General features: G+C 59.0%; 24 protein-coding genes. 9 read left to right on the top strand and 15 right to left on the bottom strand.

Features of this window, described 5'->3' with window-relative positions; genetic code table 11:
* Window positions 1-21: 21 nt before the first annotated feature.
* The 3 genes from pyrB to ridA all read left to right on the top strand — a co-directional run bounded on the left by pyrB (window position 22) and on the right by ridA (window position 1888).
* Window positions 22-954: an aspartate carbamoyltransferase gene (pyrB, locus tag AC4IC4_RS02420; protein ID WP_024907262.1), complete on the top strand. Its 933-nt coding sequence runs from the start codon at window positions 22-24 to the stop codon at window positions 952-954.
* 12 nt (window positions 955-966) lie between these two features.
* Complete coding sequence (gene pyrI, locus AC4IC4_RS02415) at window positions 967-1428, top strand: aspartate carbamoyltransferase regulatory subunit (RefSeq protein WP_023310197.1); 462 nt, start codon at window positions 967-969, stop codon at window positions 1426-1428.
* Between the two features lie 73 nt (window positions 1429-1501).
* A complete protein-coding gene (gene ridA / locus AC4IC4_RS02410) occupies window positions 1502-1888 on the top strand; it encodes a 2-iminobutanoate/2-iminopropanoate deaminase (RefSeq protein WP_024907263.1) in 387 nt (128 codons plus the stop codon).
* 50 nt (window positions 1889-1938) lie between these two features.
* Here ridA and AC4IC4_RS02405 read toward each other — a convergent pair whose 3' ends face one another.
* On the bottom strand, window positions 1939-4323 hold the full coding sequence (locus AC4IC4_RS02405) for a beta-N-acetylhexosaminidase (protein ID WP_491472079.1): 2385 nt from the start codon (window positions 4321-4323) through the stop codon (window positions 1939-1941).
* Between the two features lie 199 nt (window positions 4324-4522).
* Window positions 4523-7231, bottom strand: coding sequence for a magnesium-translocating P-type ATPase (gene mgtA, locus AC4IC4_RS02400; protein WP_463726521.1), 2709 nt, complete (start codon window positions 7229-7231; stop codon window positions 4523-4525).
* A 391-nt stretch (window positions 7232-7622) separates the two neighbouring features.
* On the opposite strand from mgtA, the gene treR reads away from it, so the two are divergent.
* The 5 genes from treR to nrdG all read left to right on the top strand — a co-directional run bounded on the left by treR (window position 7623) and on the right by nrdG (window position 14932).
* A complete protein-coding gene (gene treR / locus AC4IC4_RS02395; protein WP_024907266.1) occupies window positions 7623-8570 on the top strand; it encodes a trehalose operon repressor TreR in 948 nt (315 codons plus the stop codon).
* Window positions 8571-8699: 129 nt separating this feature from the next.
* Window positions 8700-10118: a PTS trehalose transporter subunit IIBC gene (gene treB, locus AC4IC4_RS02390; RefSeq protein WP_029739268.1), complete on the top strand. Its 1419-nt coding sequence runs from the start codon at window positions 8700-8702 to the stop codon at window positions 10116-10118.
* A 51-nt stretch (window positions 10119-10169) separates the two neighbouring features.
* The gene (gene treC, locus AC4IC4_RS02385; RefSeq protein WP_491472078.1) at window positions 10170-11813 is read left to right on the top strand and encodes an alpha,alpha-phosphotrehalase; all 1644 of its coding nucleotides are present in this window, start codon (window positions 10170-10172) and stop codon (window positions 11811-11813) included.
* A gap of 374 nt (window positions 11814-12187) precedes the next feature.
* Window positions 12188-14326 carry an anaerobic ribonucleoside-triphosphate reductase gene (gene nrdD, locus AC4IC4_RS02380; protein WP_023334309.1) on the top strand — a complete coding sequence of 713 codons (2139 nt, stop codon included), beginning with the start codon at window positions 12188-12190 and terminating at the stop codon, window positions 14324-14326.
* Between the two features lie 141 nt (window positions 14327-14467).
* Window positions 14468-14932, top strand: coding sequence for an anaerobic ribonucleoside-triphosphate reductase-activating protein (nrdG, locus tag AC4IC4_RS02375; RefSeq protein WP_420289452.1), 465 nt, complete (start codon window positions 14468-14470; stop codon window positions 14930-14932).
* A 91-nt stretch (window positions 14933-15023) separates the two neighbouring features.
* Here the strand turns inward: nrdG and AC4IC4_RS02370 are convergent, their stop codons facing one another.
* The 11 genes from AC4IC4_RS02370 to AC4IC4_RS02320 all read right to left on the bottom strand — a co-directional run bounded on the left by AC4IC4_RS02370 (window position 15024) and on the right by AC4IC4_RS02320 (window position 23918).
* A complete protein-coding gene (locus tag AC4IC4_RS02370; protein ID WP_262808866.1) occupies window positions 15024-15266 on the bottom strand; it encodes a type II toxin-antitoxin system RelB/DinJ family antitoxin in 243 nt (80 codons plus the stop codon).
* Between the two features lie 77 nt (window positions 15267-15343).
* Window positions 15344-17254 (bottom strand): BglG family transcription antiterminator, encoded by a 1911-nt coding sequence (locus AC4IC4_RS02365; RefSeq protein WP_024907271.1) that lies wholly within the window; start codon window positions 17252-17254, stop codon window positions 15344-15346.
* A 19-nt stretch (window positions 17255-17273) separates the two neighbouring features.
* Window positions 17274-18410, bottom strand: a complete 1137-nt coding sequence (locus AC4IC4_RS02360; protein WP_491472077.1) for a lactonase family protein — start codon at window positions 18408-18410, stop codon at window positions 17274-17276.
* Window positions 18411-18435: 25 nt separating this feature from the next.
* Window positions 18436-19176, bottom strand: a complete 741-nt coding sequence (gene dagF / locus AC4IC4_RS02355) for a 2-dehydro-3-deoxy-phosphogluconate aldolase (protein ID WP_491472076.1) — start codon at window positions 19174-19176, stop codon at window positions 18436-18438.
* Window positions 19173-20291, bottom strand: a complete 1119-nt coding sequence (locus AC4IC4_RS02350; RefSeq protein WP_491472075.1) for a DgaE family pyridoxal phosphate-dependent ammonia lyase — start codon at window positions 20289-20291, stop codon at window positions 19173-19175. The genes dagF and AC4IC4_RS02350 overlap by 4 nt, the downstream gene beginning before the upstream one ends.
* Window positions 20275-21408 (bottom strand): amidohydrolase/deacetylase family metallohydrolase, encoded by a 1134-nt coding sequence (locus AC4IC4_RS02345; RefSeq protein WP_491472074.1) that lies wholly within the window; start codon window positions 21406-21408, stop codon window positions 20275-20277. Before AC4IC4_RS02345 ends, AC4IC4_RS02350 begins: the two co-directional genes overlap by 17 nt.
* A gap of 42 nt (window positions 21409-21450) precedes the next feature.
* Window positions 21451-22092: a DUF4310 family protein gene (locus AC4IC4_RS02340; protein ID WP_024907276.1), complete on the bottom strand. Its 642-nt coding sequence runs from the start codon at window positions 22090-22092 to the stop codon at window positions 21451-21453.
* A 13-nt stretch (window positions 22093-22105) separates the two neighbouring features.
* Window positions 22106-22882, bottom strand: coding sequence for a DUF4311 domain-containing protein (locus tag AC4IC4_RS02335; RefSeq protein ID WP_006810337.1), 777 nt, complete (start codon window positions 22880-22882; stop codon window positions 22106-22108).
* A gap of 22 nt (window positions 22883-22904) precedes the next feature.
* Window positions 22905-23204, bottom strand: a complete 300-nt coding sequence (locus AC4IC4_RS02330) for a DUF4312 family protein (protein ID WP_006810338.1) — start codon at window positions 23202-23204, stop codon at window positions 22905-22907.
* 2 nt (window positions 23205-23206) lie between these two features.
* Window positions 23207-23569: an SFCGS family glycine-rich protein gene (locus tag AC4IC4_RS02325; RefSeq protein WP_010427372.1), complete on the bottom strand. Its 363-nt coding sequence runs from the start codon at window positions 23567-23569 to the stop codon at window positions 23207-23209.
* A gap of 10 nt (window positions 23570-23579) precedes the next feature.
* The gene (locus tag AC4IC4_RS02320; protein ID WP_025911967.1) at window positions 23580-23918 is read right to left on the bottom strand and encodes a glycine dehydrogenase; all 339 of its coding nucleotides are present in this window, start codon (window positions 23916-23918) and stop codon (window positions 23580-23582) included.
* A gap of 418 nt (window positions 23919-24336) precedes the next feature.
* Here AC4IC4_RS02320 and AC4IC4_RS02315 point away from each other — a divergent pair, with 418 nt between their 5' ends.
* Window positions 24337-24492 carry a Hok/Gef family protein gene (locus AC4IC4_RS02315; RefSeq protein ID WP_072061332.1) on the top strand — a complete coding sequence of 52 codons (156 nt, stop codon included), beginning with the start codon at window positions 24337-24339 and terminating at the stop codon, window positions 24490-24492.
* A 69-nt stretch (window positions 24493-24561) separates the two neighbouring features.
* On the opposite strand, the gene cybC is transcribed toward AC4IC4_RS02315, so the two are convergent.
* Window positions 24562-24948: a cytochrome b562 gene (gene cybC / locus AC4IC4_RS02310; RefSeq protein WP_008501412.1), complete on the bottom strand. Its 387-nt coding sequence runs from the start codon at window positions 24946-24948 to the stop codon at window positions 24562-24564.
* 38 nt (window positions 24949-24986) lie between these two features.
* Window positions 24987-26339, bottom strand: a complete 1353-nt coding sequence (gene pmbA, locus AC4IC4_RS02305; RefSeq protein WP_048992995.1) for a metalloprotease PmbA — start codon at window positions 26337-26339, stop codon at window positions 24987-24989.
* Window positions 26340-26434 lie beyond the last annotated feature (95 nt).

Raw genomic sequence — 26434 nt, 5'->3', positions numbered from 1 at the left:
GCCCGGCGTCAGGAGATAAACATGAATCCGCTTTATCAAAAACACATCATTTCCATAAACGACCTCAGCCGCGAAGAGCTGGAACTGGTTCTGGAAACCGCGGCAAAACTGAAGGCCAATCCGCAACCGGAGCTGCTGAAGCACAAGGTGATTGCGAGCTGCTTCTTTGAAGCCTCGACCCGCACCCGCCTCTCCTTTGAGACCTCCATGCACCGCCTGGGGGCGAGCGTGGTGGGCTTCTCGGACAGCAGCAACACGTCGCTGGGTAAAAAAGGCGAGACCCTGGCGGATACCATTTCAGTGATTAGCACCTACGTCGACGCGATTGTGATGCGTCATCCGCAGGAGGGTGCGGCGCGCCTGGCGACCGAGTTCTCCGGCGGCATTCCGGTACTGAACGCCGGTGACGGTGCCAACCAGCATCCGACGCAGACCCTGCTGGATCTGTTCACCATTCAGGAGACCCAGGGCAAGCTCGAGAACCTGAATATCGCCATGGTCGGCGACCTGAAATATGGCCGCACCGTCCACTCCCTGACGCAGGCGCTGGCGAAATTTAACGGCAACCGCTTCTACTTCATCGCGCCTGACGCGCTGGCGATGCCGCAGTACATCCTCGACATGCTGGACGAGAAAGGCATTCAGTGGAGCCTGCATGCCAGCATCGAAGAGGTGATGAGCCACGTGGATATTCTGTACATGACCCGCGTGCAGAAAGAGCGTCTGGATCCGTCCGAATACGCCAACGTGAAGGCACAGTTCGTGCTGCGCGCCAGCGACCTCGAGGGCGCGCGCGACAACATGAAGGTGCTGCATCCGCTGCCGCGCATCGATGAGATCACCACAGACGTGGATAAAACGCCGCACGCCTGGTACTTCCAGCAGGCCGGAAACGGCATCTTCGCCCGCCAGGCGTTACTGGCACTGGTTCTGAATCGCGAATTGGCACTGTAAGGGGAAACGACCATGACACACGATAACAAACTCCAGGTTGAAGCCATCAAGCGTGGCACCGTGATTGACCACATCCCTGCGCAGGTGGGCTTTAAGCTGCTGACGCTGTTCAAACTGACCGAAACCGACCAGCGCATCACCATCGGCCTGAACCTGCCGTCAGGTGAAATGGGCCGCAAGGACCTGATCAAAATCGAGAATACCTTCCTGACCGACGAGCAGGTTAACCAGCTGTCGCTTTACGCGCCGGACGCCACCGTCAACCGCATCGACGAGTATGAAGTGGTCGGTAAATCCCGCCCGAGCCTGCCGGATCGCATTGAAAGCGTGCTGGTCTGCCCGAACAGCAACTGCATCAGCCATGCCGAGCCGGTTTCCTCCAGCTTCGCAGTGAAAAAACGCGCCGATGACATCGCGCTCAAATGCAAATACTGCGAAAAAGAGTTTTCTCATTATGTGGTGCTGGCCAACTAATTGAGGTTGGTAATGAAATCCCGGCTGTTATAATGGCCGGGAACATTCTTAACGCTGTAATTCTGGAGAAAACATGAGCAAAGTACTCGCGACGGAAAATGCACCAGCCGCTATCGGCCCTTACGTTCAGGGCGTTGATCTGGGCAGCATGATCATCACTTCAGGTCAGATCCCCGTAAACCCAAAAACCGGTGAAGTGCCGACCGACGTGGCAGCACAGGCGCGTCAGTCGCTGGAAAACGTGCAGGCTATCGTTGAATCAGCGGGCCTGAAAGTGGGCGACATCGTCAAAACCACCGTTTTCGTGAAAGATCTGAACGACTTCGCGACCGTTAACGCCACCTACGAAGCGTTCTTCACCGAGCACAACGCCACCTTCCCGGCGCGCTCCTGCGTGGAAGTGGCGCGTCTGCCAAAAGACGTGAAAATTGAAATCGAAGCGATTGCCGTACGTCGCTAATTCGCTTTGTCGATGATAAGGCAGCCTGGGCTGCCTTTTTTTATGGCCCGCTACTGATTCCGCGTGGCGCGAAGCAGCGTCTCCAGCGGATAGACCGCCGCAATCACCACTTCGTCCTGCACCTTCGCCGCGTTATCCAGCTCGCTCTGAATCGAGGCTATCTCTTTATCATCCAGCGTGCCCTGGCGCGCCACCAGATCCGTCAGCCGCAGGCCAATCGAGGCCAGCTTATCCACCTCCTGGATCACCGGCTTCATCGCCTTCAGCTGATAGCTGTTTTCGCTTAAGGCCAGCGCGTCGCTGGTGTTGCTCTGCCAGCGGTTAAAGACGTGGCGCAGGGCGTCGGCGCTTTCCGTGTCTTCCGCATCGCTCACCAGACGGTCCGCCCATTTGTGCATCTGGCGCACGGTGGCGCTTTCGGCGTTTAGCGCATCGGCGAAGCGGTTGAGGGGCTCGAACTGATGATAGTTTCCGGCCTGGAACTTCAGGTGCTGACGGGTGTAATACTGCGCGGGCTCTACCGCCTGCGCGAGGATCTGCAGCGGCAGGGTGTCGGCATTACCGGCGAGGCGCGTGAACTGCACCTGCTGCTGGGTATGCTGCTGTAGCCCGACCGACACCGTCGACCAGCTGTCCATCGCCTGCAGGCGGGTGTACATGTTGTCGACATCGTTGACGTCCTGCGCCGACCACAGCCGCTCCGCCACCGCAAACGTGCGCGGCCACAGGCGGATATCCAGCACCGGCGCCACCACGTTTTCCGCCCACAGCGCCGCTTCACCGCCGAGCAGGTTGGCCTGGTTCGCCACGTCCGGCACGACCGGCGGAACGCCTTTCGGCACGTCCTCCAGACGCGTGCCGCTGATTGGGTAGCGCGTATTCCCCACCAGGAAATAGCCGGAAAGCTTGTCGTTATCGACGGTGACGACCGGGCGCGTTTCGCCCATCCACGTATCGACGGTAAACGTCACCTGGCTGTCATCCCGCCATTCGATGTTCTGCACCGCGCGGCGGGATTTCCCGGCAAAATCAATAAACCCGCGCCAGCCCGCATCCCCTTTCACCAGCGTGAAGCTCCCCTCCACCGGCTTACCTTTCAGGCGCGGCATGGAGAAGGCCCAGCTCTGGGCGCTGTCGGTGTCCGCTATGACGTCCACGCTGTTTAAGCCCTGCGGGACAATCTCGTTGCGGTAGTGATAGGCGGTGGACTGGGGCTGGTCGAGATAAAAGCCGGTCGACAGAATGCCCTTGTAGCCGCTCTGCGCCACCTGCCCCAGCGCGTCCTGCCCCTGCCAGGACTGGATCAGAATGCTTTTCGGCAGGTCAGGATGGTAGATCTCATCCCAGCCGACCATCTGGCGGTGATGCTTCTCGAGGATCGTTTCCAGCTTGCGGTTGAAGTAAGCCTGCAGCGCGTGGCTGTCCGCCAGCCTGTTGTCGCGCATAAACTGCTGGATAGCCGGGTTCGCTTTCCACTGGCTGTCGTCCACTTCGTCGCCGCCGATATGCAGATACGGATCGGGGAAGATCGCCGCCAGTTCGCTGACCATCGCGTCGGCAAAGGTATAGGTTGCGTCTTTTGTCGGATCCAGCACCGGCTTCAGCACGCCCCAGTGGCGTTCCATTGCGTACGGTCCCGGCGCGCTCATCAGCTCCGGATAGGCCACGGCAATCGCCGAGGCGTGGCCCGGCATGTCGATCTCCGGCACCACGCGGATACCGCGTTCGGTAGCGTAACGCACCACCTCGCGCATCTGTTCAGGCGTGTAGAACAGCCCGTCGCTGGCAAGCTGCGTCAGCTTAGGGTAGCGCTTCGAGCTGAAGCGCCAGCCCTGGTCGTCGGTCAAATGCCAGTGCAGCACGTTGAGCTTCGCCGCAGCCATGCCGTCGATCTGGCGTTTAATATCCGGCAGCGGGATAAAGTGACGCGCCGAGTCCAGCAGCAGCCCGCGCCACGGGAAGCGCGGCGAATCTTCAATGGTAACCCACGGCAGCGAGGTGTTTTCCGCTCCGTTCTGCATCAGCTGGAGCAGGGTTTCCATGGCGCGCAGCGCGCCGAAGCGGGTATTGGCGGAGATAGTCACGCCGTTAGCATCCACCGTGAGCTTATAAGTTTCATCGCTGTCCGGCAGCGGCTGCGGCTTTACCTTTTTGGCAATCGCGATGCGGATAGTCGGTTTGTCTGGCTTTTCAGCCTGCGGCTGCAGCGTCCAGCCGGTTTGCAGGGCGATGCGCTGGCGCAGGCGGTTGACGGCGTCACCGAGATCGTCCCCGCTGACGCTAATGGATACGTTGTTGCTGAGCACCAGAGCGCCCTGGGTCGTCGGGCGTTCGACCTTCGCAGGCCAGGGCATTAAGGGGAGATCCCCTGCCGGGGCGGCAAAGGCAGAGGCGCCGAGCATCAGCCCGGCGGTTAAGAGACTGTACCGTAACATGAATGTTCCTTATCTGACGGGCCAAATAAAGGCAAAACATTCTGTTAACATGCGCTCAATTTGTCGTCAAGCGAATGCGCCGACGGAGATCACAGGTTGTTGAATTTGAGAGGAAAGCTATTGCCGGGTGGCGGCTTCGCCTTACCCGGCCTACGTTCGGATCGTAGGCCCGGTAAGCGCGGCGCCACCGGGCTTGCCGTTACTGCCACCCATACCGACGCGCATAGAACCCTTTCACCATCTGGGTCAGCACCATATAGCCTGCGAGGATCGCCACCAGCCACGGGAAGTAGCTCAGCGGCAGCGCCTGCAGCTGCAGGTAGCTCGCCAGCGGTGAGAATGGCAGCGCGATGCCGAGCGCCATAACAATCCCCGTCATCACAATCAGCGGCCACGCGGCGCGGCTCTGGATGAACGGAATGCGGCGCGTGCGGATCATATGCACAATCAGCGTCTGCGACAGCAGCCCGACCACGAACCAGCCGGACTGGAACAGCGTCTGGTGTTCCGGGGTGTTGGCGTGGAACACAAACCACATCAGGCAGAAGGTCAGAATGTCGAAGATGGAGCTGATCGGGCCAAAGAACAGCATAAAGCGCCCAAGATCTGCCGGGTTCCAGTGCTGCGGCTTCTGGATCTGCTCGTCGTCGACGTTATCAAACGGAATCGCCACCTGAGAGACATCGTACATCAGGTTCTGGATCAGCAGGTGCAGCGGCAGCATCGGCAGGAACGGCAGAAACGCGCTCGCCACCAGCACGCTGAAGACGTTACCGAAGTTGGAGCTGGCGGTCATCTTGATGTACTTGAGCATATTGGCAAAGGTACGGCGCCCTTCGATGACGCCCTCCTCCAGCACCATCAGGCTCTTTTCCAGCAGAATGATATCCGCCGCTTCGCGGGCAATATCGACCGCCCCGTCTACGGAGATACCGATATCCGCCGCACGCAGAGCGGGCGCGTCGTTGATGCCGTCGCCCATAAAGCCCACCACGTGTCCTTCGCGCTTAAGCAGGGTGACGATGCGCTCTTTATGCATCGGCGTCAGGCGGGCAAACAGCGTGGTGCGCTGGGCAAGCTTCGCCAGCTCGTCATCAGAGAGATGTTCAATATCGCTCCCCACTACCACGTCACCCGCGTCCAGCCCCACCTCGTGGCACACTTTGGCCGCCACCAGCTCGCTGTCGCCGGTGAGAATTTTGACGGTAATACCGCTCGCCTTCAGCGCTTTCAGCGCCGGCGCGGTGGTCTCTTTCGGCGGATCGAGGAAGGCGATGTAACCCTCGAGGATCAGATCGGATTCGTCGATACGCTGATAGTCCCCTTCACGCGCCGGCAGGAACTTGCTCGCCACCGCCACCACGCGCAGCCCCTGACGGTTCAGGTTGTCCGTGACGCGCTTGATGCGGCGCAGCATGGTGTCGTCCAGAGGCACGATGTCGCCGTTATAGCGTACCTGCGTGGACACGTTGAGGATCTCCTGCAGCGCGCCTTTGCAGATCAGCTGATGCACATCCGTCTGCTCGCTCACCACCACCGACATCCGGCGGCGCTCGAAGTCGAACGGGATCTCATCCACCTTCTGCCAGCGGCCGGAGAGCGTGCGGGCGGACTCTTCATCCACCCCTTCCAGCACCGCGACGTCGAGCAGGTTTTTCAGCCCGGTCTGGTAATGGCTGTTCAGCCACGCGCTGTGCAGCACGCGCTCGCTGGTTTTGCCGGAGATATCGGTGTGGTTCTCCAGCACGATTTTGTCCTGCGTCAGGGTGCCGGTTTTATCGGTGCAGAGGATGTCCATCGCGCCAAAGTTCTGAATGGCGTCGAGGTGTTTGACGATCACCTTCTGTTTCGACAGTTTTACCGCCCCGCGCGCCAGCGTGGAGGTGACAATCATCGGCAGCATTTCCGGCGTTAAGCCGACCGCCACGGAGAGCGCAAACAGCGCAGCTTCCCACCAGTCTCCCTTGGTGTAGCCGTTGATCAGCAGCACGATCGGCGTCATCACCATCATAAAGCGGATCAGCAGCATGCTGACGCGGCCAATCCCCTTCTGGAAGGCGTTCGGCTCGCTCTCCTGCTCGCTGACGCGTCCGGCAAGCTGACCAAACCAGGTGTTGCCCCCGGTGGCGGTGACAATTGCCTGCGCGGTGCCGCTGACCACCGTGGTGCCCATAAAGCACAGGGTGTCACACTCGAGCGGGTTCATCTGCTGCGGGTCGCGGCTGCGCGCCACCTTTTCAACGGGCAGGGATTCCCCGGTCAGGGAGGCCTGCGCGACGAAGAGATCGCGCGCCTGGATGATGCGCAAATCCGCCGGGATCATGTCCCCCGCGGCCAGCTTCACCAGATCGCCCGGCACCAGCTGGTCGATAGGCAATTCCACCCAGGCGTTTTCGCCGAGATCGTTGATCACGCGCGAGACGGTCGCGGTGTTGCTGACCATCGCCTTCAGGGCGTCCGCCGCTTTGGTGGAGCGGGCCTCCTGAATAAAGTTCAGCAGCGTGGAGATGCCCACCATCAGGGCAATCACCCCTGCGGCAAACAGATCTTCCGTCGCATAGGAGATGAGGCCCAGCACGGTCAGCAGCAGGTTGAACGGGTTGCGGTAGCAGAGCCACAGATGCACCCACCACGGAGACGGCTTTTGTGCCGGAATGAGGTTATCGCCGTGCACGGCGCGGATTTTTTCCACTTCTGACGAGTTCAGCCCTTCCGGGTGTCCGCCAAAGGCGCGCCAGACTTCGTTTTCATCCATCGCCGCCACGTTCAGGCAGCGTTCGGTCAGGGACGCGGGGATCGCCGCCCCCGCCATGTTTTTGGCGTTTGGCAGCGGGTCGCGCTGAACCAGACGGTGTGGCAGGTGGCGGCTCAGCAGGGCCTGCAGCTGCCGAGTGATATTTTTAAACATAGTCATTCCTCCGCATCCGCGAATGCGGACGCAGCATTTCCTTCAGGCGTGGCAAGGCCGTACCTGAGAGGCACTCAATTTTTCAAGCAGGAACGTTTGGGACGTTGCTGCCTCACATCACCGGTGAGTCAGCAACAGGCTGGCTTACCGGAAAGAACGCATTCTCCCGTTCAGGAGAGGTGTGGGATCGGGATCCATGAAGCCTCCGGTAAGTAAAAAGTAGGGTGTCGCCGCGCAGTATAAGGATTTAAGCGTACCCTTTGTGACGATTCGGGCGGTATTATACCCCCCTGCAAATAAACCGAACGTAAACCAGACTTTGCCCATAGCGAAATCGCGCTATAGCATTAGGCTCAATTGACCATTTTGTCGTTGTTACAGGGAATACAGCATGCAGAACCGCCTTACGATTAAAGACATCGCGCGTTTAAGCGGCGTGGGGAAATCAACCGTCTCACGCGTGCTGAACAACGAAAGCGGCGTCAGCGAACGCACCCGCGAGCGCGTTGAGGCGGTCATGAATCAGCACGGCTTTTCCCCTTCCCGCTCCGCGCGCGCCATGCGCGGGCAGAGTGACAAAGTGGTCGCCATCATTGTTTCGCGTCTGGACTCTCTGTCTGAAAACCTCGCCGTGCAGACCATGCTGCCCGCCTTCTATGAGCAGGGATATGACCCGATCATGATGGAGAGCCAGTTCTCGCCACAGCTGGTGGAAGAGCATCTGGGCATGCTCCAGCGGCGCAACATTGACGGCGTGGTGCTGTTCGGCTTTACCGGCATCAAAGACGAGATGCTAAAACCCTGGCAGCCGTCGCTGGTGCTGCTGGCGCGCGATGCCCACGGTTTTGCCTCCGTCTGCTATGACGACGAGGGCGCGATTATCACCCTGATGCAGCGCCTGTTTGACGAAGGCCATCGTCATATCAGCTTCCTCGGCGTGCCGCACGCGGACGTCACCACAGGCAAGCGTCGCCATGAGGCCTATCTGGCCTTTTGCAAAAAGCACAACCTCTCCGCCGTGGCCTCTCTGCCGGGGCTGGGCATGAAGCAGGGCTACGAGCAGGTCGCCAGCGTTCTGACGCCGCAGACCACCGCGCTGGTGTGCGCCACGGATACCCTGGCGCTGGGTGCCAGCAAATATCTGCAGGAGCAGCGCATCGATAACCTGCAGGTGGCGAGCGTCGGCAGCACGCCGCTGATGAAGTTCCTGCACCCGGAGATCATCACCGTCGATCCGGGCTACGCCGAGTCCGGCAGACAGGCCGCCACGCAGCTGATCGAGCAGATCAACGGGCGCGCTGAGCCGCGTCAGATCGTCATTCCCGCTCACCTTTCGTAACCCTCCTAAAACAGATTATTGTGATCTTCGCCTGATTTCGGGAACGTTCCCATTTTCGCCGTCACGCTGAAGGAGTAGGCTTGCGCTCAGGTCATTACACCCCCTCACCATCTGTCATGAGGTTTCATGATGAGTAAAGTCAAACAAGCAGATATCGATCGGCTGATCGTCCTGGTCGGCGGCCGCGAAAACATCGCTACCGTCAGCCATTGCATTACCCGCCTGCGCTTCGTGCTGAACGATCCGGCCAAAGCCAACCCGAAGGCCATTGAAGAACTCTCCATGGTTAAAGGCTGCTTCACTAACGCCGGTCAGTTCCAGGTCGTGATTGGTACCGAAGTGGGCGATTACTATCAGGCTCTGCTGGCAACGACCGGGCACTCCTCCGCCGATAAAGAGCAGGCGAAGAAGGCCGCGCGCCAGAACATGAAGTGGCACGAGCAGCTGATTTCCCACTTTGCGGAGATCTTCTTCCCGCTCCTGCCGGCGCTGATCAGCGGAGGCTTGATCTTAGGCTTCCGTAACGTCATCGGCGACGTGCCGATGAGCGACGGCAAAACCCTGGCGCAGATGTATCCGGCGCTGAAAACCGTGTACGACTTCCTGTGGCTGATTGGCGAGGCGATCTTCTTCTATCTGCCGGTCGGGATCTGCTGGTCCGCCGTGCGCAAGATGGGCGGTACGCCGATCCTCGGTATCGTACTGGGCGTCACGCTGGTCTCTCCGCAGTTAATGAACGCTTACTTACTTGGTCAGCAGGTGCCTGAGGTGTGGAACTTCGGCCTGTTTACCATCGCCAAAGTGGGCTATCAGGCGCAGGTCATTCCGGCCCTGCTGGCGGGCCTGGCGCTGGGCTTTATTGAAACCCGACTGAAGCGCATCGTGCCGGATTACCTCTATCTGGTGGTGGTGCCGGTCTGCTCGCTGATTCTGGCGGTCTTCCTGGCGCACGCCTTTATCGGTCCGTTTGGCCGCATGATTGGCGACGGCGTAGCCTTCGCGGTGCGCCACCTGATGACCGGCAGCTTCGCCCCGATTGGCGCCGCGCTGTTTGGCTTCCTGTACGCTCCGCTGGTGATCACCGGCGTGCACCAGACCACGCTGGCCATTGATATGCAGATGATTCAGAGCCTCGGCGGCACGCCGGTCTGGCCGATTATCGCCCTGTCTAACATTGCTCAGGCGTCCGCGGTGACCGGCATCATCATCGTCAGCCGCAAGCACAACGAACGCGAGATCTCCGTTCCGGCGGCCATCTCCGCCTACCTCGGCGTCACCGAACCGGCGATGTACGGTATCAACCTGAAATACCGCTTCCCGATGCTCTGCGCGATGATCGGCTCCGGTCTGGCGGGCCTGGTGTGCGGACTGAACGGCGTAATGGCAAACGGGATTGGCGTCGGCGGCCTGCCGGGCATCCTCTCCATCCAGCCCGCTTACTGGCAGGTGTTCGCCCTGGCAATGGCCATCGCGATTATCGTCCCAATGGCGCTGACTACCGTGGTTTACCAGCGTAAGTTCCGTCAGGGCTCGCTGCAGATTGTTTAACTCTCTCTTTCGGGGCGCAGTTGCGCCCCTTCGCATTTGCAGGAACACACTATGAATACCCTTCCTCACTGGTGGCAAAACGGCGTTATCTACCAGATTTACCCCAAGAGTTTCCAGGACACCACCGGCAGCGGCACCGGCGATTTACGCGGCGTGACGCAGCGTCTGGACTACCTGAAAACCCTCGGCATCGACGCCATCTGGCTGACGCCGTTTTATATCTCCCCGCAGGTGGATAACGGCTACGACGTGGCGAATTACACCGCCATCGACCCGGCGTACGGCACGCTGGATGATTTCGACGAACTGGTCGCCGAGGCGCACCAGCGCGGCATTCGCATCGTGCTGGATATGGTGTTCAACCACACCTCAACCCAGCACCCCTGGTTCCGGGAATCGCTGAACAAAGCGAGCCCGTACCGCCAGTTCTACATCTGGCGCGACGGCACGCCTGAGCAGTTGCCCAACAACTGGCGCTCCAAGTTTGGTGGCAACGCCTGGCGCTGGCACGCGGAGAGCGAGCAGTATTACCTGCACCTGTTCGCGCCGGAGCAGGCGGACCTCAACTGGGAAAATCCGGCGGTGCGCGCCGAGCTGAAAAAGGTGTGCGAGTTCTGGGCCGACCGCGGCGTCGACGGCTTGCGCCTCGATGTCATTAACCTGATTTCGAAAGATCAGGATTTCCCGAATGACGAGACGGGTGACGGTCGCCGCTTCTACACTGACGGGCCGCGCATCCATGAATATCTGCAGGAGATGAGTCGCGACGTCTTCACCCCGCGCAACCTGATGACGGTAGGCGAGATGTCCTCGACTTCGCTGGAGAACTGCCAGCAGTATGCTTCTCTCGATGGCCGCGAGCTGTCGATGACCTTTAACTTCCACCACCTGAAGGTGGACTACCCCGGCGGCGAAAAGTGGACGAAGGCGAAGCCGGACTTCGTGGCGCTGAAAACCCTCTTCCGCCACTGGCAGCAGGGGATGCATAACAAAGCCTGGAACGCGCTGTTCTGGTGTAACCACGACCAGCCGCGTATCGTGTCGCGCTTCGGTGACGAAGGAGAATACCGGGTTTACGCCGCAAAGATGCTCGGGATGGTGCTGCACGGCATGCAGGGCACGCCGTATATTTACCAGGGTGAAGAGCTGGGGATGACGAACCCGCACTTCAGCCGCATCACCGATTACCGCGACGTGGAAAGCCTGAACATGTTCGCCGAACTGCGCGCCAACGGCCGCGATCCGGATGAATTACTGGCGATTCTGGCGAGTAAGTCCCGGGATAACGGGCGAACCCCAATGCAGTGGGACGCGTCGCACAATGCGGGCTTTAGCGAGGGCGAACCGTGGATTGGCGTCTGCGACAACTACGAAACCGTGAACGCCCGCGCGGCGCTGGACGATGCGGATTCCGTCTTCTATACCTATCAGTCGCTGATTAGCCTGCGCAAAACCCTGCCGGTGCTGACGTGGGGAGATTATGAAGATCTCCTGCCGGAACATCCTTCTCTTTGGTGCTATCGCCGCCAGTGGCAAGGACAGACGCTGATAGTGGCGGCAAACCTGAGCCATACGCCTCAGGAATGGCAGACAGACGCTCTCAGCGGTCAGCCGCAGGTGCTGATGAGTAACTACCCGGCACCGCAAATGACGACGCTGCGTCCGTTTGAAGCGGTCTGGTGGTTGCAACAGTAACCGTCCTGCCGGGTGCAGCCCTGCACCCGGCTTACTTTACTGTTTTTGTTGAATAATTAATCAGATTTTTCTCGCTCGCCTTTACAAATGCTGTAGCGCCCGCCGTTTGTACTCTCGCCTTTTTACTTTGTTCTGAATCAAATAAATCGCAAACATGTTTGATGCAAATCACTATATGTAGCACTTAAAATGCATGCCGACCCAATATCTTGTATTTATCGTCTACTATTCCAACAACAAGACGGCGCTTACGCTGGCCGGAATTGTGGATAACACGAGCTGGGAACGCGGGAAGTCTTTGGCCTGGCGGGAAATGCGTCCGGTGAATACTTCTCCACCTCTGTGGATAACCTGTTTTCAAAAATGGAGTGATCATGACACCGCATGTGATGAAACGTGATGGCTGTAAAGTGCCGTTTAAATCAGAGCGCATCCAGGAAGCCATTCTGCGTGCAGCTAAAGCAGCGGGAGTCGATGACGCAGATTACTGCGCCACCGTCGCAGAAGTCGTTAGCAGCCAGATGAACGAACGCAGCCAGGTCGATATCAATGAGATCCAGACCGCGGTTGAGAACCAGCTGATGGCGGGGCCCTACAAGCAGCTGGCGCGCGCCTACATTGAGTACCGCCACGATCGTGACGTGCAGCGCGAGAAACGCGGTCGTCTGAACCAGGAGATCCGTGGCCTGGTCGAGCAGACCAACTCCGCCCTGCTCAATGAAAACGCCAACAAAGACAGTAAAGTGATCCCCACCCAGCGCGACCTGCTGGCCGGTATCGTCGCCAAACACTATGCCCGTCAGCACCTTCTGCCGCGCGACGTGGTGTCTGCGCACGAGCGCGGCGAGATCCACTACCACGACCTCGACTATTCGCCGTTCTTCCCGATGTTCAACTGCATGCTGATCGACCTGAAAGGCATGCTGACCCACGGTTTTAAAATGGGTAACGCCGAGATTGAACCGCCTAAGTCGATCTCCACGGCCACCGCGGTCACGGCGCAGATTATCGCCCAGGTCGCCAGCCACATTTATGGCGGGACCACCATTAACCGCATTGACGAAGTGCTGGCTCCGTTCGTCACGGCGAGCTTCAACAAGCATCGTAAAACGGCTGAAGAGTGGCAGATCCCGGACGCTGACGGCTACGCCCATTCCCGCACCGAGAAAGAGTGCTACGACGCCTTCCAGTCGCTGGAGTATGAGGTGAACACGCTGCACACCGCCAACGGCCAGACGCCGTTTGTGACCTTCGGCTTTGGCCTGGGCACCAGCTGGGAATCGCGCCTGATCCAGCAGTCCATCCTGCGCAACCGCATTTCCGGCCTCGGTAAGAACCGCAAAACGGCGGTGTTCCCGAAACTGGTGTTCGCGATTCGCGACGGCCTGAACCACAAGTTTGGCGATCCAAACTACGATATCAAACAGCTGGCGCTGGAGTGCGCGAGCAAGCGCATGTACCCCGACATCCTGAACTACGATCAGGTCGTCAAAGTGACCGGTTCGTTTAAAACGCCTATGGGCTGCCGCAGCTTCCTCGGCGTGTACGAAGATGAAAACGGCGAGCAGATCCACGACGGGCGTAACAACCTGGGCGTCATCAGCCTCAACCTGCCGCGCATCGCGCTGGAGGCGAAAGGCAATGAAGCTGAATTCTGGACACTGCTGGATGAACGTCTGCAGCTGGCGCGGAAAGCGCTGATGACCCGTATCGCCCGTCTGGAAGGGGTGAAAGCCCGCGTCGCGCCAATCCTCTATATGGAAGGGGCCTGCGGCGTGCGCCTGAAGGCGGACGATGACGTTTCGGAGATCTTCAAAAACGGCCGCGCGTCCATTTCGCTGGGCTATATCGGCATCCACGAAACCATCAACGCGCTGTTTGGCGACACGCACATGTACGACAGTGAGGCCCTGCGCGAAAAAGGCATCGCCATCGTTCAGCGCCTGCGCGACGCGGTTGACCAGTGGAAAGAGGAAACCGGCTACGGCTTTAGCCTCTACAGCACGCCGAGCGAAAACCTGTGCGACCGCTTCTGCCGTCTGGACACCGCCGAGTTCGGGATTGTGGAAGGCGTGACCGACAAAGGGTACTACACCAACAGCTTCCACCTCGACGTGGAGAAGAAGGTGAACCCGTACGACAAGATCGACTTCGAAGCGGCCTATCCGCCGATCGCCAGCGGCGGCTTCATCTGCTACGGCGAGTACCCGAACATTCAGCACAACCTGAAGGCGCTGGAAGACGTGTGGGATTACAGCTATCAGCACGTGCCGTATTACGGGACCAACACGCCTATCGACGAGTGCTACGAGTGCGGCTTTACCGGTGAGTTCGAGTGTACGAGCAAAGGCTTTACCTGCCCGAAATGCGGCAACCACGACGCGGCCCGCGTCTCCGTGACTCGTCGCGTGTGCGGCTACCTCGGCAGCCCGGACGCGCGTCCGTTTAACGCGGGCAAGCAGGAAGAGGTGAAGCGTCGCGTGAAGCATTTGGGGAATGGGCAGATCGGGTAAGTTCTGCGCAGGGTTCTCCCCCTCACCCTACCCCTCTCCCTCAAGGGAGAGGGAACCGATCGAGCACATTGCTAAGCCTGACTCCGGTTTTCTCCCTCTCCCTGTGGGAGAGGGCCGGGGTGAGGGCATCAGGTTAACGCTATGAACTATCACCAGTACTACCCCGTCGACATCGTCAACGGCCCCGGCACCCGCTGCACCCTGTTCGTCTCTGGCTGCGTCCACGAATGCCCTGGCTGCTACAACAAAAGCACCTGGCGCCTGAATTCCGGTATGCCGTTTACCGCGGAGATGGAAGATAAAATCATCAGCGACCTGAACGACACGCGCATTCACCGCCAGGGAATCTCGCTCTCCGGCGGCGATCCGCTGCATCCGCAAAACGTGCCGGATATTTTGAAGCTGGTGAAGCGCATTCGCCGCGAGTGCTCGGGAAAAGATATCTGGGTCTGGACAGGCTACAAGCTCGATGAGCTGAACGCGCAGCAAATGGAAGTCGTGGATCTGATTAACGTGCTGGTCGACGGCAAGTTCGTGCAGGATTTAAAAGACCCGGCGCTCATCTGGCGCGGCAGCAGCAACCAGGTTGTGCATCATTTGCGGTGAGCGTTAGAGCCGTTTGTTTGCGTCATGATAAGCGGCTGATTTTTCTCTTTTTCTGTATCACTCATTATAACGCCCTCAGGCAAACTCAAACTCATAAGTCATCCAGGCTAACCTTAATTCCCTTTTGTGGATTAGCCAGTCGCTCCCGAACTGTCTGTATCAGCGCATCTTCGCTGTCGCTAATGGTGACCGTTTTCACCGGCATGCGCCCCGTTTCAGCAATGTACTGAAACAGCAATCGCACCGCTTCCGTTGGGGTAATATTGAGTTTTTCCAGCACGGCATAAGCCTCGTTTTTGAGTTTGTCATCCAGACGGACGTTTAGCGTGGCCATTATGACTCCAGTAAAATCGAATGTGTAATGCAGTTTAGCATTACATTCGCATTACATCGAATTCTGGATTACGCCTCTCAAAAACGACTCAAACTCTCCATCGCCACCGCCTTAAACCCGGCAAAATCCTCGCAGCTACAGAGACGTGACATCGCCCGCTCGCGCAAGAAGGTGACGAAGATATCGTAAATCGCCATCGCCTCTTCGTATTCGCTTTTGCTGATGGCGAGCAGGAAGATGACGTGCGCGGTTTCGTCGCCCCACTGAACGCCGTGCGGGGCCAGCACGGTGTAGACCACCGTTTTCTGCGCCAGCAGGCCGAGGGAGTGCGGGAGCGCAATGCCGTCGCCGAGCATGGTGCTGACGATAGCTTCACGCTCGACGACGGAATCCAGGAACTCCGCGCCGACAAAACCCTCGCCTTCAAGCTGTTCACATAGCTCGCGGAACAGCGTCTGCTGATCGATCGGCTTGTCGATAATGCGGAAATGGGCCGCGTCGAAGTATTTATCCAGCATCCACGGGCGGGTGCGGTCCACCAGCACCAGTTTGCCAATCTGTTCTAACTGATAGTCGGTCGGGAACGGGGCAATCATCACCACCGGTTTTGACTTTTCGCTGACGCGGGCGGTGGCGATCACAAAGTCTTCGCCAATCGTTTCCGCCAGCTCGTACTCGCGCAGGGTGAGCGTGCGCGTGACCTCAATCTGCGGGTATTTACGCTGCAGCACCGCCTCAATCATGCGTACCATGGCATTACCGGCGTCGCATACCAGCAGCACGCGCGGCTGACGCTGGTAGCCAATGTTGTAGTGGCGCTCCAGCCCGACGCCAATATGCAGCACCAGGAAACCAATCTCGTTTTCGCTGATCACATACGGCGTGTATTTGCCCCAGCTCGACACCGCCGCGAGGGTCATGTCCCACGCCATCGGGTAGTGCTGCTTGATGTTATCCAGCAGCGGATTGGGGATCATGATTTGATACCGCACGCGGGTAATCATGGTTTTGATATGCGTGAGCAGGTCCGCGTGCAGCTGCGCGTCGCTGAGCAGGTTGTAGTTATAGTGGGTGTTGATGTAGCGCAGGATGTAGTTGACCAGCGCTTCATCATCGTCGGCGTTAATTGCGCTCGGGGCAATCTCCTGAATCTGCCGCGCCGCAATGTGCACGCACAGCCAGCTCTCCTCCGACGGCGAAAGCGTTTTGCCCGCCAGTTGCTGGATGGTCACCGCGATATCCTTCGCCGCCTCGCGCACGTTCTCTTCCACATCTTCGGCGTGGAATTCCGGCAGCGGATAGCCCTCGCTGATGCGCCGCACCGACACCGCACAGTACAGGCGCAGGAACAGCTCGCCTTCATCGGTCAGGCGAATGTGGTGACGCGTCAGGGCGTCGTGCAGCACCGGCACCATCTGCTCCGCCACGCCCGCATTCAGCGCCACGTCGGTCACCAGCGGGTTCAGGCTGTCCTGCTGCGCCAGCTCCCAGAGCAGATCGGTCAGGCAGGCGCGGGTGGACATCTCGCTGCCAAACAGCTTCATGCCGTGGCGCGGACGGGTTTCCAGCGTCAGGTTGTAACGATGAAACCACTCGCGCACCTCCGCCATGTCGCTTTGCAGCGTGGCGCGGCTGACGAACCACTCGTCCGCCAGATCCTCCAGCTTAAGCGAAAACGCCGAGGTGAGAAAACGCACCACCAGATAATGTACACGCTCCGGCCCGGTCCGCGGGATACGCAGCGCGCGCGGGTGGGATGCCTGAAGCTGCTGATAGCGCCCGGCATCCTCAATTTTGAGCTGGTAGCCGTTGCCCCGGCTCAGGATAAACTGCGCGCCGTGGCTGGCCAGCAGCGCGTTAAGGGCTGTAATGTCCGCACGGACGGTTCGCGTGGAGACCGACAGCCGCTGCGCCAGCTCGTCCTGCGGCAGCGTCTCGTTTTGCAACAGATCGAAAAGTTGCGCTAAACGTTGGTTCGGAAATCGCACGGGTTTGTCCTCTTACGGCTTAAGGTGAAATGACCATCTGGGATGGGCTGCCGACCGGGGTATAGTCTGGCTCAAAGCTTAGCTTGCCGTCCTGACCCACGCGGAAACGGGTAATGTTGTCGCTCCGCTGGTTCATGACGTACAGCCAGCGCCCCTGTTTATCGAGCGTCAGGGTGCGGGGATAATCACCACGCGTCCACACATCGTCCTGATGCGTCAGCGTACCCTCCGCTGTTACGGTAAAGTGCCCGATGCTGTTATGCAAACGGTTAGCCACATACAGCTGTTTGCCATCAGCGCTTAATGCCAGCCCGGCAGCAAAGCTGGTGCCTTTGTAGCCTTCCGGTAGGGCTGAAAGCGTTTTGCCCTCTTTTAAGGTGCCGTTGGCGTTCACGGTATAATGGGTGAGCGTAGACGCCTCTTCGTTAATCAGCCACAGGGCATCGCCTTTTGGCGTAAAGACAAAGTGGCGCGGCCCGGCGCCTTTCGAGGAAGCGCTGATAAACGGTGGATCGTTCGGCGTCAGCTTCCCGGTTCGATCGTCAAAACGGTACTGGTAGAGGCGATCCAGCCCCAGATCGGTGGAAAATACGTATTTTCCGCTCGGATCGGCGGCGATCATATGCGCGTGGGGGCCATTATGATCGCTGATGGCAAAGCTGCCCTCCGCAGCGGCTTCGGGCTTCGCCGCGCCCGGTTCGCCCTTGTCCTGATGTGTGTCCGTGGCTTCACCCAGGCTGCCGTCTGCCTTGATCGGCAAAACGGCAATCGACCCGCTGACGTAGTTGGCCACCAGCAGATGGCGACCGTTCGGGGTCAGCGACAGGTAAACCGGCCCCGCGCCGCCGGAGGCCACCTGATTGAGCTCGCTCAGCGCACCGTTATCGCCGACGCGCAGCGCCTGCACCACGCCCTGCTCCACTTCGCTTGCCAGATACAGCGTTTTGCCGTCCTGTGAAAGGGTCAACTGCGCCGCATTCGGCAGTTTGCTCACCAGCGTTTTATTCGCCAGCGCGCCGGTTTGCGGATCAACGGTAAAGCGGTACAGCCCTTCGCCGTTGGGGTTGTAGGTGCCCACCCAGGCGTATTGCGTCTGGGCGACAGCGGCGGTGGCGAACATTGAGAGTGAAGCGACAAGCAAGGTACGGGTGTGCATGGTGGCTCCTGTATATATGTGAGTTCTACTTCACCAGCTTCTTCGTCATCGCCAGCAGGGTACGCACATCTTCCGGACGCGTATCACCGCTGGCTTTGTCGATAATCGAGCTGTAGATATGCGGGATGATTTTGCTCACGCCCGCGTCGAGGGCGATCTGCAGGATCTCCTCATAGTTTTCCAGATCGATACCTCCGGTCGGCTCCAGCCAGAAGTCGTGGCGGGCGCAGGCTTCCGCCACCGCCTTGTACTCGTCACGGCACTTCAGGCCGCCCATCGGGAAGTATTTGATTGAGCTGCCGCCGAAATCTTTCAGCAGGGCAATTGCGGTTTCAACCGGCACGATGCCGTCCGGCGCCGCGCTGCTCAGCGGTCCGGTGGAGATTTTGACCATGCCGACGGAGCCAGTCGGAGAGACCAGACCGTTGACCACGGATTCATTCTGCCCCAGCAGCGCGCGGCTGGTAGCCACGCCGGTGAACACCTGGTTAACATGCTGCGGCTGCACCTGGCGGGAGATTTCACTCACCATTGCCGACTGGTTCGGGTCACCCGCGCCCAGGCCAACGGAGAGCGCGTTATCGATCAGCGCGGCGTACTCGCGCATATCGGCGACGGCGCTCGCCACGTCCGGATAATTTTTGGAGAGCACGCCCACCAGGACGTGACCTTCCGCCGCCTCGTAAATGGCGCTGGCGTTGGCTTTGGAGCCTGCCAGTACGTTCAGACAGACGCGGTCACGGTAAAAGTTGGGGGTCAGTTTCATGCTTTTTTCTCCTGTCCTAATACTTCGCTAATGCGGCGGTACACGATGTTCAGCTGGTCAGCATTCACGCTGCGCACGTCCGCCTCGATAATCCCTTCGTTGGCCTTGTAGCCACGGAAGTAAATGGCGTATTCGCCCTGCTTGAGCTTCGCCACCAGGTCACCCGTGCCGACGCCCGTTGCGGCTTCGTCGAACTTAATCTCGGTGCGGGCGATGTCGCGTCCGGCGCTGTCCCAGACCACGCGCGCGGTCACACCGTTCAGAGTGTTGAGCGCCTCGATAAACGGCGTCATTTTCGCCACCATTTCCGCACCGCTCTCTTTGGTCGCCGTCAGGTAGTGTTCGATGGCGCAGGTCAGGCCAAGAATGCCCTCTTTGCCCACCTTCATGGCACGGCCAATGCCCGCCGTCTGGCGTTTTACCCACTCTACGTACTGGGTTTTGCCGATCACCAGCCCGCTGGTTGGGCCTTCGATCGCCTTCGCGCCGCTGTAGATCACCAGGTCCGCGCCCGAGCGGTAGTACACGTGCAGATCTTCTTCCGCCGCGGCATCGACGATCAGCGGGAGATCGTGTTTACGTGCGACGACTGCAGCCTGCTCGACGCTGAGCATGCTTTTCTGCACGCAGTGGTGCGATTTGATATAGAGAATCGCCGCCGTGCGCGGGGTGATCGCCGCCGCCAGCTGATCGGCAGAGCATTCGTTGGCGTAGCCCGCCTCCACCAGCTTACCGCCACCCAGCGCCACCATGGTGCCCACCGGCGCGCCAAAGTTCACGTTGTGGCCTTTCGGCAGGACGATTTCGTTGTTCTCAATCGGGGTCACGTGCAGGTTTTCCAGCAGCCAGTCGCTGTCTTTGACCAGCACTGCCGCCACGGACTGGGCAATGCCCGCCGATGCGCAGGAGACGACTGTCACCCCTTCCACATCCAGCAGCTTCGCGATGTATTCCCCGGTTTTATTGACCAGATCCTTCATCTCGAAATAGTGATTCATCCCGTCCATCGCCGCCTGTACCACTTCCGGGCGCGGCGTGGAAACGCCCAGCGCCGTCATGCGGCCAGAGGTGTTGATTACCTGCTTTAAGCGGTACTTCTCATAAATCGAAGGCATTTTCCGTGCTCCCTTGTTCGGTCATGTAGCCCTTGCCCGCGCGGATCGCAGCAAGCGGCACCAGAATGTGTTCAGCCTGCAGGCTGTCGTTTTCGGCATCCGTCAGCACCGTCGGCTGACGTTTAATCGTGAACAGCGTCAGGTCGGCGTCGAGACCCGGCTGAATGCGGCCTTTGCGCGCCAGACGCAGGCCGTCGGCGGCGTTCGCGGTCACGCAGTCAATCACCTGCGGCAGCGACATGCCGATGGCGAGGAATTTCGACATCACGCTCGCCAGCGAGCCCACCGGGCCGTTGATGCGGTTGCGGCAGTAGATATCCGAGCTGATGGTGTGCGGCAGGATGCCCATCGCGATGGCGCGTTTCGCCACCTCAAAGCTAAAGCTCGCCGTGCCGTGGCCGACGTCCAGACGCACGCCGCGCTTCAGGGCAGAGGATATGGAGGCGCGCAACTCGCCCGAGGGCGTCAGAATGCGGTTAGGCTTGCCGTTGTAACAGTGGGTGATGATGTCACCCGAGCTCAGCAGCTCGGCAATTTCGTCGAGGTTCGGCGGGTTGTTGCCAATGTGCACCATCAGCGGCAGGTCGCCGTTCTCTTTCTGAATGGCTTTGGCGCGCTCCAGCGGCGTAATGCCGTTTTCACCGACCACGCTGCTGCTCATGCGCGCCTTCAGGCCGACGATAAAATCAGGGTGGCGCTTCACCGCCTGCTTCACCGCGTCGGCGTCGATGTTGGCCATATTGGCCAGCTCGTTCTGGGCAATCAGCCCCACGCGGGAGATGTTCAGCAGGGCAAACACCTCGGTGGAGGCCCTGCGGGTGATGTCGTAGAAATCGTCCACGTCGTCGGCACCGGTACTGCCCGCATCCACCACGGTGGTGACGCCAGTGGCAATGCCCACACTGTCGGGCTCGTCGTGGTAAATCGGGGAGTTCGGGTAGCAGTGAACGTGGGAGTCAATCCAGCCTGCGCTGACGAACACGTCGCCGTTCAGCTCAACCGTTTTATGCGCGGGGGCGTCAATGTCGCCCAGCGCCGCGATCTTCCCGTCCTGAATGGCGATATCGGTCAGGGTATCGTCGGCAAGGCGCGCACGGCGCAGGAGTAAATCAAACATGAGGATCTCCTGATAGGGCGGGCGCCGGAGCGCCCGCGGGTATTAAAGGGCGACCGGGAACAGCCAGCCCAACAGCATTGCACCCAGAATGGCGCCACCGGTGATCGGCTTCTGCCAGATGTAGAACACCAGCGCACCGAGCAGGGAACCGACGCCGATAGGAATGGAGGCGGTCATGGCGCTGAGGATAATCAACGGCCCGAGGAAGCGGCCGGAGGCGTTACCTGCGCCCATCATCACGTCTGCGCCGTAGGTGGAGTTGCTCTGGTTGATGGTGAACTTACGCGCCAGGATGATGACGTAGCCAATTGCCAGACCAATCACCAGGCCGGTGATCAGCGAAGCAATGAAGTTGGTCACCGGGAACATGATCCCCGCGCCCAGCAGCAGCGCCGGAACCCCGAGGCCCACGCCGGTCTGGATCGCACCGCCGATGTCGAGAATACCGACCAGCGACCCTTCGATAATACGGGCGAACAGGAAGCTTGCGCCGAACGCCGCCACCGCGCCGTAGACGCCGGTATCAATGCCCGCCTTCAGCATCGCCACGAAGGCCACTTCGTTAAACGCGCCGATGCCGTAGAGGTAGTACATGTGCGTCCCGGCGAAGACGCCGGAGGAGAGCAGGCCAACAAAGATCGGGAACGACCAGTCGGCATACCAAAAACCTTTATTCTGTTCCATTTAGAGGCCCCTGTTATTTACCGCTGAGCGAGTTGTGGATCATGTCGAGCCAGTTCGGCACGGTCAGATGGAAGGATTCGATCATCTTCATGTCGAAGCCGCGGAAGAAGCCGCTCAGCACGAAGAGCAGGACGATAGCTGCCATCATCACTTTGGTGACGTGGTTCCAGCCGCTCTCTTCCACGCCTTTACCGATCAGGATCCCCAGCACCAGGCCCGGTACGGCGTTGCCCATAATCAGCTGCGCCGCGCCGCCGAAAATGGTGGCCCAGAAGCCCGATTTTTTACCCGCGTCGATGGCCGCCAGCCAGAAGATCACCGGCATCACGGTGTTCACCAGCAGGTTAGCCGCCGGCACCAGCACCTTCACGGCGGTGACCTGGAGCGCTGCCGGAACGGAGGAGGCGGTCAGGTTCAGGAAGGTCACGACGATCATGCCGATTATGCCGCAGGCAATCGCCATTTTGCGCGGGTCGTGCAGCGTTTCGCCGACGTTACGGTTTTTGATCATCAGTGCAGCAGCACCCCAGTTCGGGATGATGCGGTGGTCAACGTCCTGTGTGAAGGCACCTGCGGCCACGGAAGAGGCCCAGGCGTTAAAGAAGAAACCTAACCCAAAGGAGAAGTGGGACGCCGGATCCCCTTCACAGGAGTTCAGTTCCCCCAACGTACGAAACGCGCCCATACCCTGAGTGGTAGGCGCATGAAACATGCGTGCAGCCCCGGCGCCGACACCGACGCCAACCAGGCCGCCAATGATGAGCGATTTTATTAATATAATTAAGAACATCAGTCTGCCCTTTTATGAATAATCAGCGTTGCGTGACGAAATCCACCTGGTCAAGATTGATAGCGGTCACGTTGACGGTCACATCCAGCTCCACGCTGTAGGTGCGTCTTTCCCGGCGCAGAAAGAAGAACAGAAACGCTTCTTTACGCACCGCTTCTTGCGCCTGAACGACCTGCACATCCTGTGGCTCAATACGCAGTAAGATATGCGGTGAGGCTTTCATCACCGCGGCCTGAACGTGGTTGAGCGCGTCGGCAAAGGCGCGCGCTTTGGCGTCGCCTTTCCCCTTCACTCTCACCGTGGTTGTGAACTGTTCTTTCATGCTTATGCGCCGTATTTCTTCTGCCACGCCTGTACCAGACGCTCGCCCAGCTCTTCTTTATCCATAAAGCCAAAGCCCAGCACGTTGCAGCCTTCGTTGATGGCGGTCACGCCCTCTTCCACGGAACGCATGCCGTATTTGGCTTTGTAGCCATACTTGGTCTGGGCGGTGATGGCACCCGCGCCGCCGCTGCCGCAGAAGGAGATGCCGAAGGTGGCGTTTTCCGCTTTCATCATGTCGCCGAGCTTCATGTCCGCCGCCATGCCCGGCACAACCACCGCGCGTCCACCTGCTTTTTCCACACCGGCAGCCACTTTCTGACCTTTACCCAGGCGATCGCCAATCACGACTGTAATCTGTTCCATGTGTTGCTCCTTAAAGGTTGTCTTTCGCGACTTCAAAGTGAACGGAGAGCAGCCAGGCTTCTTCATCAGGAAGGTTGCCAAACTGCGCGACCACTTCACGGGCGAGCCGCATTGAATCCGGTGAAATTTCGTCAAACAGCTCTGCTTCAACCTCCGGCAGCGGCTCGCCGGTCACGGACCGGTGCGCCATGGCGCGCACGTGGGAGGTGAGCATCTGCTCCTGTACCGCATTGGGGATGATGTTGTTTCGGGCCAGCAGGGCATAAACCTGCTGCAGCATGGTGTTCGCGAGCTGTTCTGTTTGCTCTGCCTGTTCCCCAACGTCGTTCATTACCGCTCCGTTAATCACTGGTCTTACCCCGTTAATGGCTCTGGAATAAAACTAACGTTGGGGGGGAATTGTTTGTAGCGAGTTGTTTTCCACTTCGAAGTGGAAAGGCGAGCCGCGGCAGTGATCTGTGCCACATAAATGCGGTGAATCTGGATAAACCGCTGCATTTACGTGATGAATATCACGCTATTGCGCGGCCAAAACGGGGCAAGCAAAGCGGAAAAGATTACGAGCGGGCTCGTAGAAATGTGACGTGGATAAGGTTTTCTTATGGGGATCCGCTAGAGTGGCAACGGGTGCTTGAGACTGACCGTCTCAGGCATGGGACGGAAAGTGGAAAGCCCCTACCTGAATTTAAATCAGGGCGGGGCTGTAAACGACACGTCTAGCCACGTGATGTTCGCTACCTCGCCCGCTTTAAAGCAAGGAGGCATCCATGAAACGCAGAAACCCAAGTATCGGGGTTTTGATGATTATTGCTTTGACAATAATCATCTTAACGCTGGTGACGAGGAAAACACTGTGCGAAATCCGTTTTCGAAACGGCTCGCTTGAAGTGACAGCGCGGATGGATTGTCGCTCCGGCCAGTAGGGAGCAAGGATGCGGAGGCGCGTCATGCGCCTCCGCATAGGGGGAAGGACGTACAGCTCAGGCACCCAATTAACGATACTTTTTGTGGTACGTATTGCGCGTGGTCACAAACTGCTCGGCCGCCGCCTGGGCTTCTTTCACTTTGCCTTCGTTAGCGAGCTTCAGCGCGCCGTCGATCTGGCCGACCAGCACGTCAAAGCCGTGGCGGTAGTCTTTCATCTCTGCACTGTCTGCCGCTTTGCTTTCCAGCTTCGGCGGCGTCGCTTTTTGGGCGTCCAGCGCCGCTTCACGCATTTTGGTCAGCGCGTCTTTCATTTCCGCCGCATTGTCGGTTTTCTGCACCACCTTCAGGTTTTGACCGAGGATGCCCATGTCGTCTTCAAGATCGGCAGCAAACGCAGAAGAGCCAAGAACCAGCGTTGAAGCTGCGACGATCGCTAACAGATGTTTACGCATTGCTCACTTCCTTTTTTATTATTAACAAAACGCTATCTCTATTGTCCGGCGATTTTCATTTCCGGAAGTAATACAGAACCACACTGTATATTGCTGCGTGTTTCAATATCGTTACCGACCGTAACGATATTGCGCCACATATCCTTCAGATTGCCAGCGATGGTAATTTCGCTCACCGGATACTGGATTTCACCGTTTTCCACCCAGAAGCCCGCCGCACCGCGAGAGTAGTCTCCGGTGATGCCGCTGACGCCCTGACCCATCAGCTCGGTCACCACCAGACCGGTGCCCATCTCCTTCAACATCTGCTCAAAGTTGAGGCCCTGTCCGGCAATGCGCCAGTTGTGAATGCCGCCCGCGTGCCCGGTGCTTTTCAGCCCCAGCTTGCGCGCAGAGTAGTTGGTCAGTAGCCACTGGGTCAGCACGCCGTCTTTGACGATGTCACGACGTTCGGTACGCACGCCTTCGCTGTCGAACGGCGTGGAGGCCAGCCCTTTCAGCAGGTGCGGATGCTCTTCGATGGTCAACCATTCAGGCAGGATTTGCTTGCCCAGCGAGTCGAGCAGGAAGGTCGATTTACGATACACCGAGCCGCCCGCGATAGCGCCCACCAGATGACCAAACAGACCGGTCGCCACTTCGTTGGCAAAAATAACCGGGGCCTTCATGGTGGAGAGTTTGCGCGGCGACAGGCGAGACAGCGTGCGTTCGGCACACTCTTTACCCACCCACTCCGGAGACTGCAAGTCCCCCAGCGCGCGGCCAATGGTGTAGGCGTAGTCACGCTCCATGTCACCGTTCTCTTCGGCGATGACGCAGCTGGAGAGCGAATGACGGGTGGAGCAGTAGCCCTGCAGCATGCCGTGGCTGTTGCCGAAGACTTTGATGCCGTAGTGGCTGTTGAAGCTGCCGCCTTCGGTATTGGTGATGCGTTTATCCGCCTGCAGGGAAGCCTGCTCGGCGCGCGCGGCCAGTTCGATCGCTTCGTCCGGGGTCACTTCCGCCGGGTGGAAAAGATCGAGATCCGGCGCATCAAACGCCAGCAGCTCTTTATCCGCCACGCCTGCGTAAGGATCCGGGGAGGTATAACGGGCGATATCCAGCGCCGCCTGCACCGTACGGGCAATGGCATCCGGACTGAGATCGGTGGATGACGCGCTGCCTTTGCGATTCTGGTGATACACCGTGATCCCCAGCGCGCCGTCGCTGTTGAATTCGACATTCTCCACTTCGCCATAGCGGGTACTCACACTGATGCCGGTGGTTTTGCTGACCGCCACTTCGGCGCCATCTGATTTTTCTGAAGCAAGCATCAGCGCGGTGGAGACGGCTTCTTCAAGAATCTTACGCTGCGCTTCAACTTGTGAGGTTACTTTCATCGCAAATGCCATACTGTAAGAGAGAGTTATCTGAAGTCTAACAGAGAACCGTTTTTCAGTGCGCGTCTTAACTGGTAACATTAGCCTCTTTTTTTAAGGAGCCTGAC

The sequence above is a fragment of the Enterobacter sp. Taxon_2 genome, assembly GCF_058355295.1.
The sequence above is the reverse complement of the archived record's forward strand: the minus strand, read 5'-3'. Positions and strand labels throughout refer to the sequence as shown.

Bases quoted from the DNA above. Each gene is read 5' to 3' on its own strand.
- pyrB (WP_024907262.1), top strand. From the start codon at position 22: ATGAATCCGCTTTATCAAAAACACATCATTTCCATAAACGACCTCAGC.
- pyrI (WP_023310197.1), top strand. From the start codon at position 967: ATGACACACGATAACAAACTCCAGGTTGAAGCCATCAAGCGTGGCACC.
- ridA (WP_024907263.1), top strand. From the start codon at position 1,502: ATGAGCAAAGTACTCGCGACGGAAAATGCACCAGCCGCTATCGGCCCT.
- AC4IC4_RS02405 (WP_491472079.1), bottom strand. From the start codon at position 4,323: ATGTTACGGTACAGTCTCTTAACCGCCGGGCTGATGCTCGGCGCCTCT.
- mgtA (WP_463726521.1), bottom strand. From the start codon at position 7,231: ATGTTTAAAAATATCACTCGGCAGCTGCAGGCCCTGCTGAGCCGCCAC.
- treR (WP_024907266.1), top strand. From the start codon at position 7,623: ATGCAGAACCGCCTTACGATTAAAGACATCGCGCGTTTAAGCGGCGTG.
- treB (WP_029739268.1), top strand. From the start codon at position 8,700: ATGAGTAAAGTCAAACAAGCAGATATCGATCGGCTGATCGTCCTGGTC.
- treC (WP_491472078.1), top strand. From the start codon at position 10,170: ATGAATACCCTTCCTCACTGGTGGCAAAACGGCGTTATCTACCAGATT.
- nrdD (WP_023334309.1), top strand. From the start codon at position 12,188: ATGACACCGCATGTGATGAAACGTGATGGCTGTAAAGTGCCGTTTAAA.
- nrdG (WP_420289452.1), top strand. From the start codon at position 14,468: ATGAACTATCACCAGTACTACCCCGTCGACATCGTCAACGGCCCCGGC.
- AC4IC4_RS02370 (WP_262808866.1), bottom strand. From the start codon at position 15,266: ATGGCCACGCTAAACGTCCGTCTGGATGACAAACTCAAAAACGAGGCT.
- AC4IC4_RS02360 (WP_491472077.1), bottom strand. From the start codon at position 18,410: ATGCACACCCGTACCTTGCTTGTCGCTTCACTCTCAATGTTCGCCACC.
- dagF (WP_491472076.1), bottom strand. From the start codon at position 19,176: ATGAAACTGACCCCCAACTTTTACCGTGACCGCGTCTGTCTGAACGTA.
- AC4IC4_RS02350 (WP_491472075.1), bottom strand. From the start codon at position 20,291: ATGCCTTCGATTTATGAGAAGTACCGCTTAAAGCAGGTAATCAACACC.
- AC4IC4_RS02345 (WP_491472074.1), bottom strand. From the start codon at position 21,408: ATGTTTGATTTACTCCTGCGCCGTGCGCGCCTTGCCGACGATACCCTG.
- AC4IC4_RS02340 (WP_024907276.1), bottom strand. From the start codon at position 22,092: ATGGAACAGAATAAAGGTTTTTGGTATGCCGACTGGTCGTTCCCGATC.
- AC4IC4_RS02335 (WP_006810337.1), bottom strand. From the start codon at position 22,882: ATGTTCTTAATTATATTAATAAAATCGCTCATCATTGGCGGCCTGGTT.
- AC4IC4_RS02330 (WP_006810338.1), bottom strand. From the start codon at position 23,204: ATGAAAGAACAGTTCACAACCACGGTGAGAGTGAAGGGGAAAGGCGAC.
- AC4IC4_RS02325 (WP_010427372.1), bottom strand. From the start codon at position 23,569: ATGGAACAGATTACAGTCGTGATTGGCGATCGCCTGGGTAAAGGTCAG.
- AC4IC4_RS02315 (WP_072061332.1), top strand. From the start codon at position 24,337: ATGAAACGCAGAAACCCAAGTATCGGGGTTTTGATGATTATTGCTTTG.
- cybC (WP_008501412.1), bottom strand. From the start codon at position 24,948: ATGCGTAAACATCTGTTAGCGATCGTCGCAGCTTCAACGCTGGTTCTT.
- pmbA (WP_048992995.1), bottom strand. From the start codon at position 26,339: ATGGCATTTGCGATGAAAGTAACCTCACAAGTTGAAGCGCAGCGTAAG.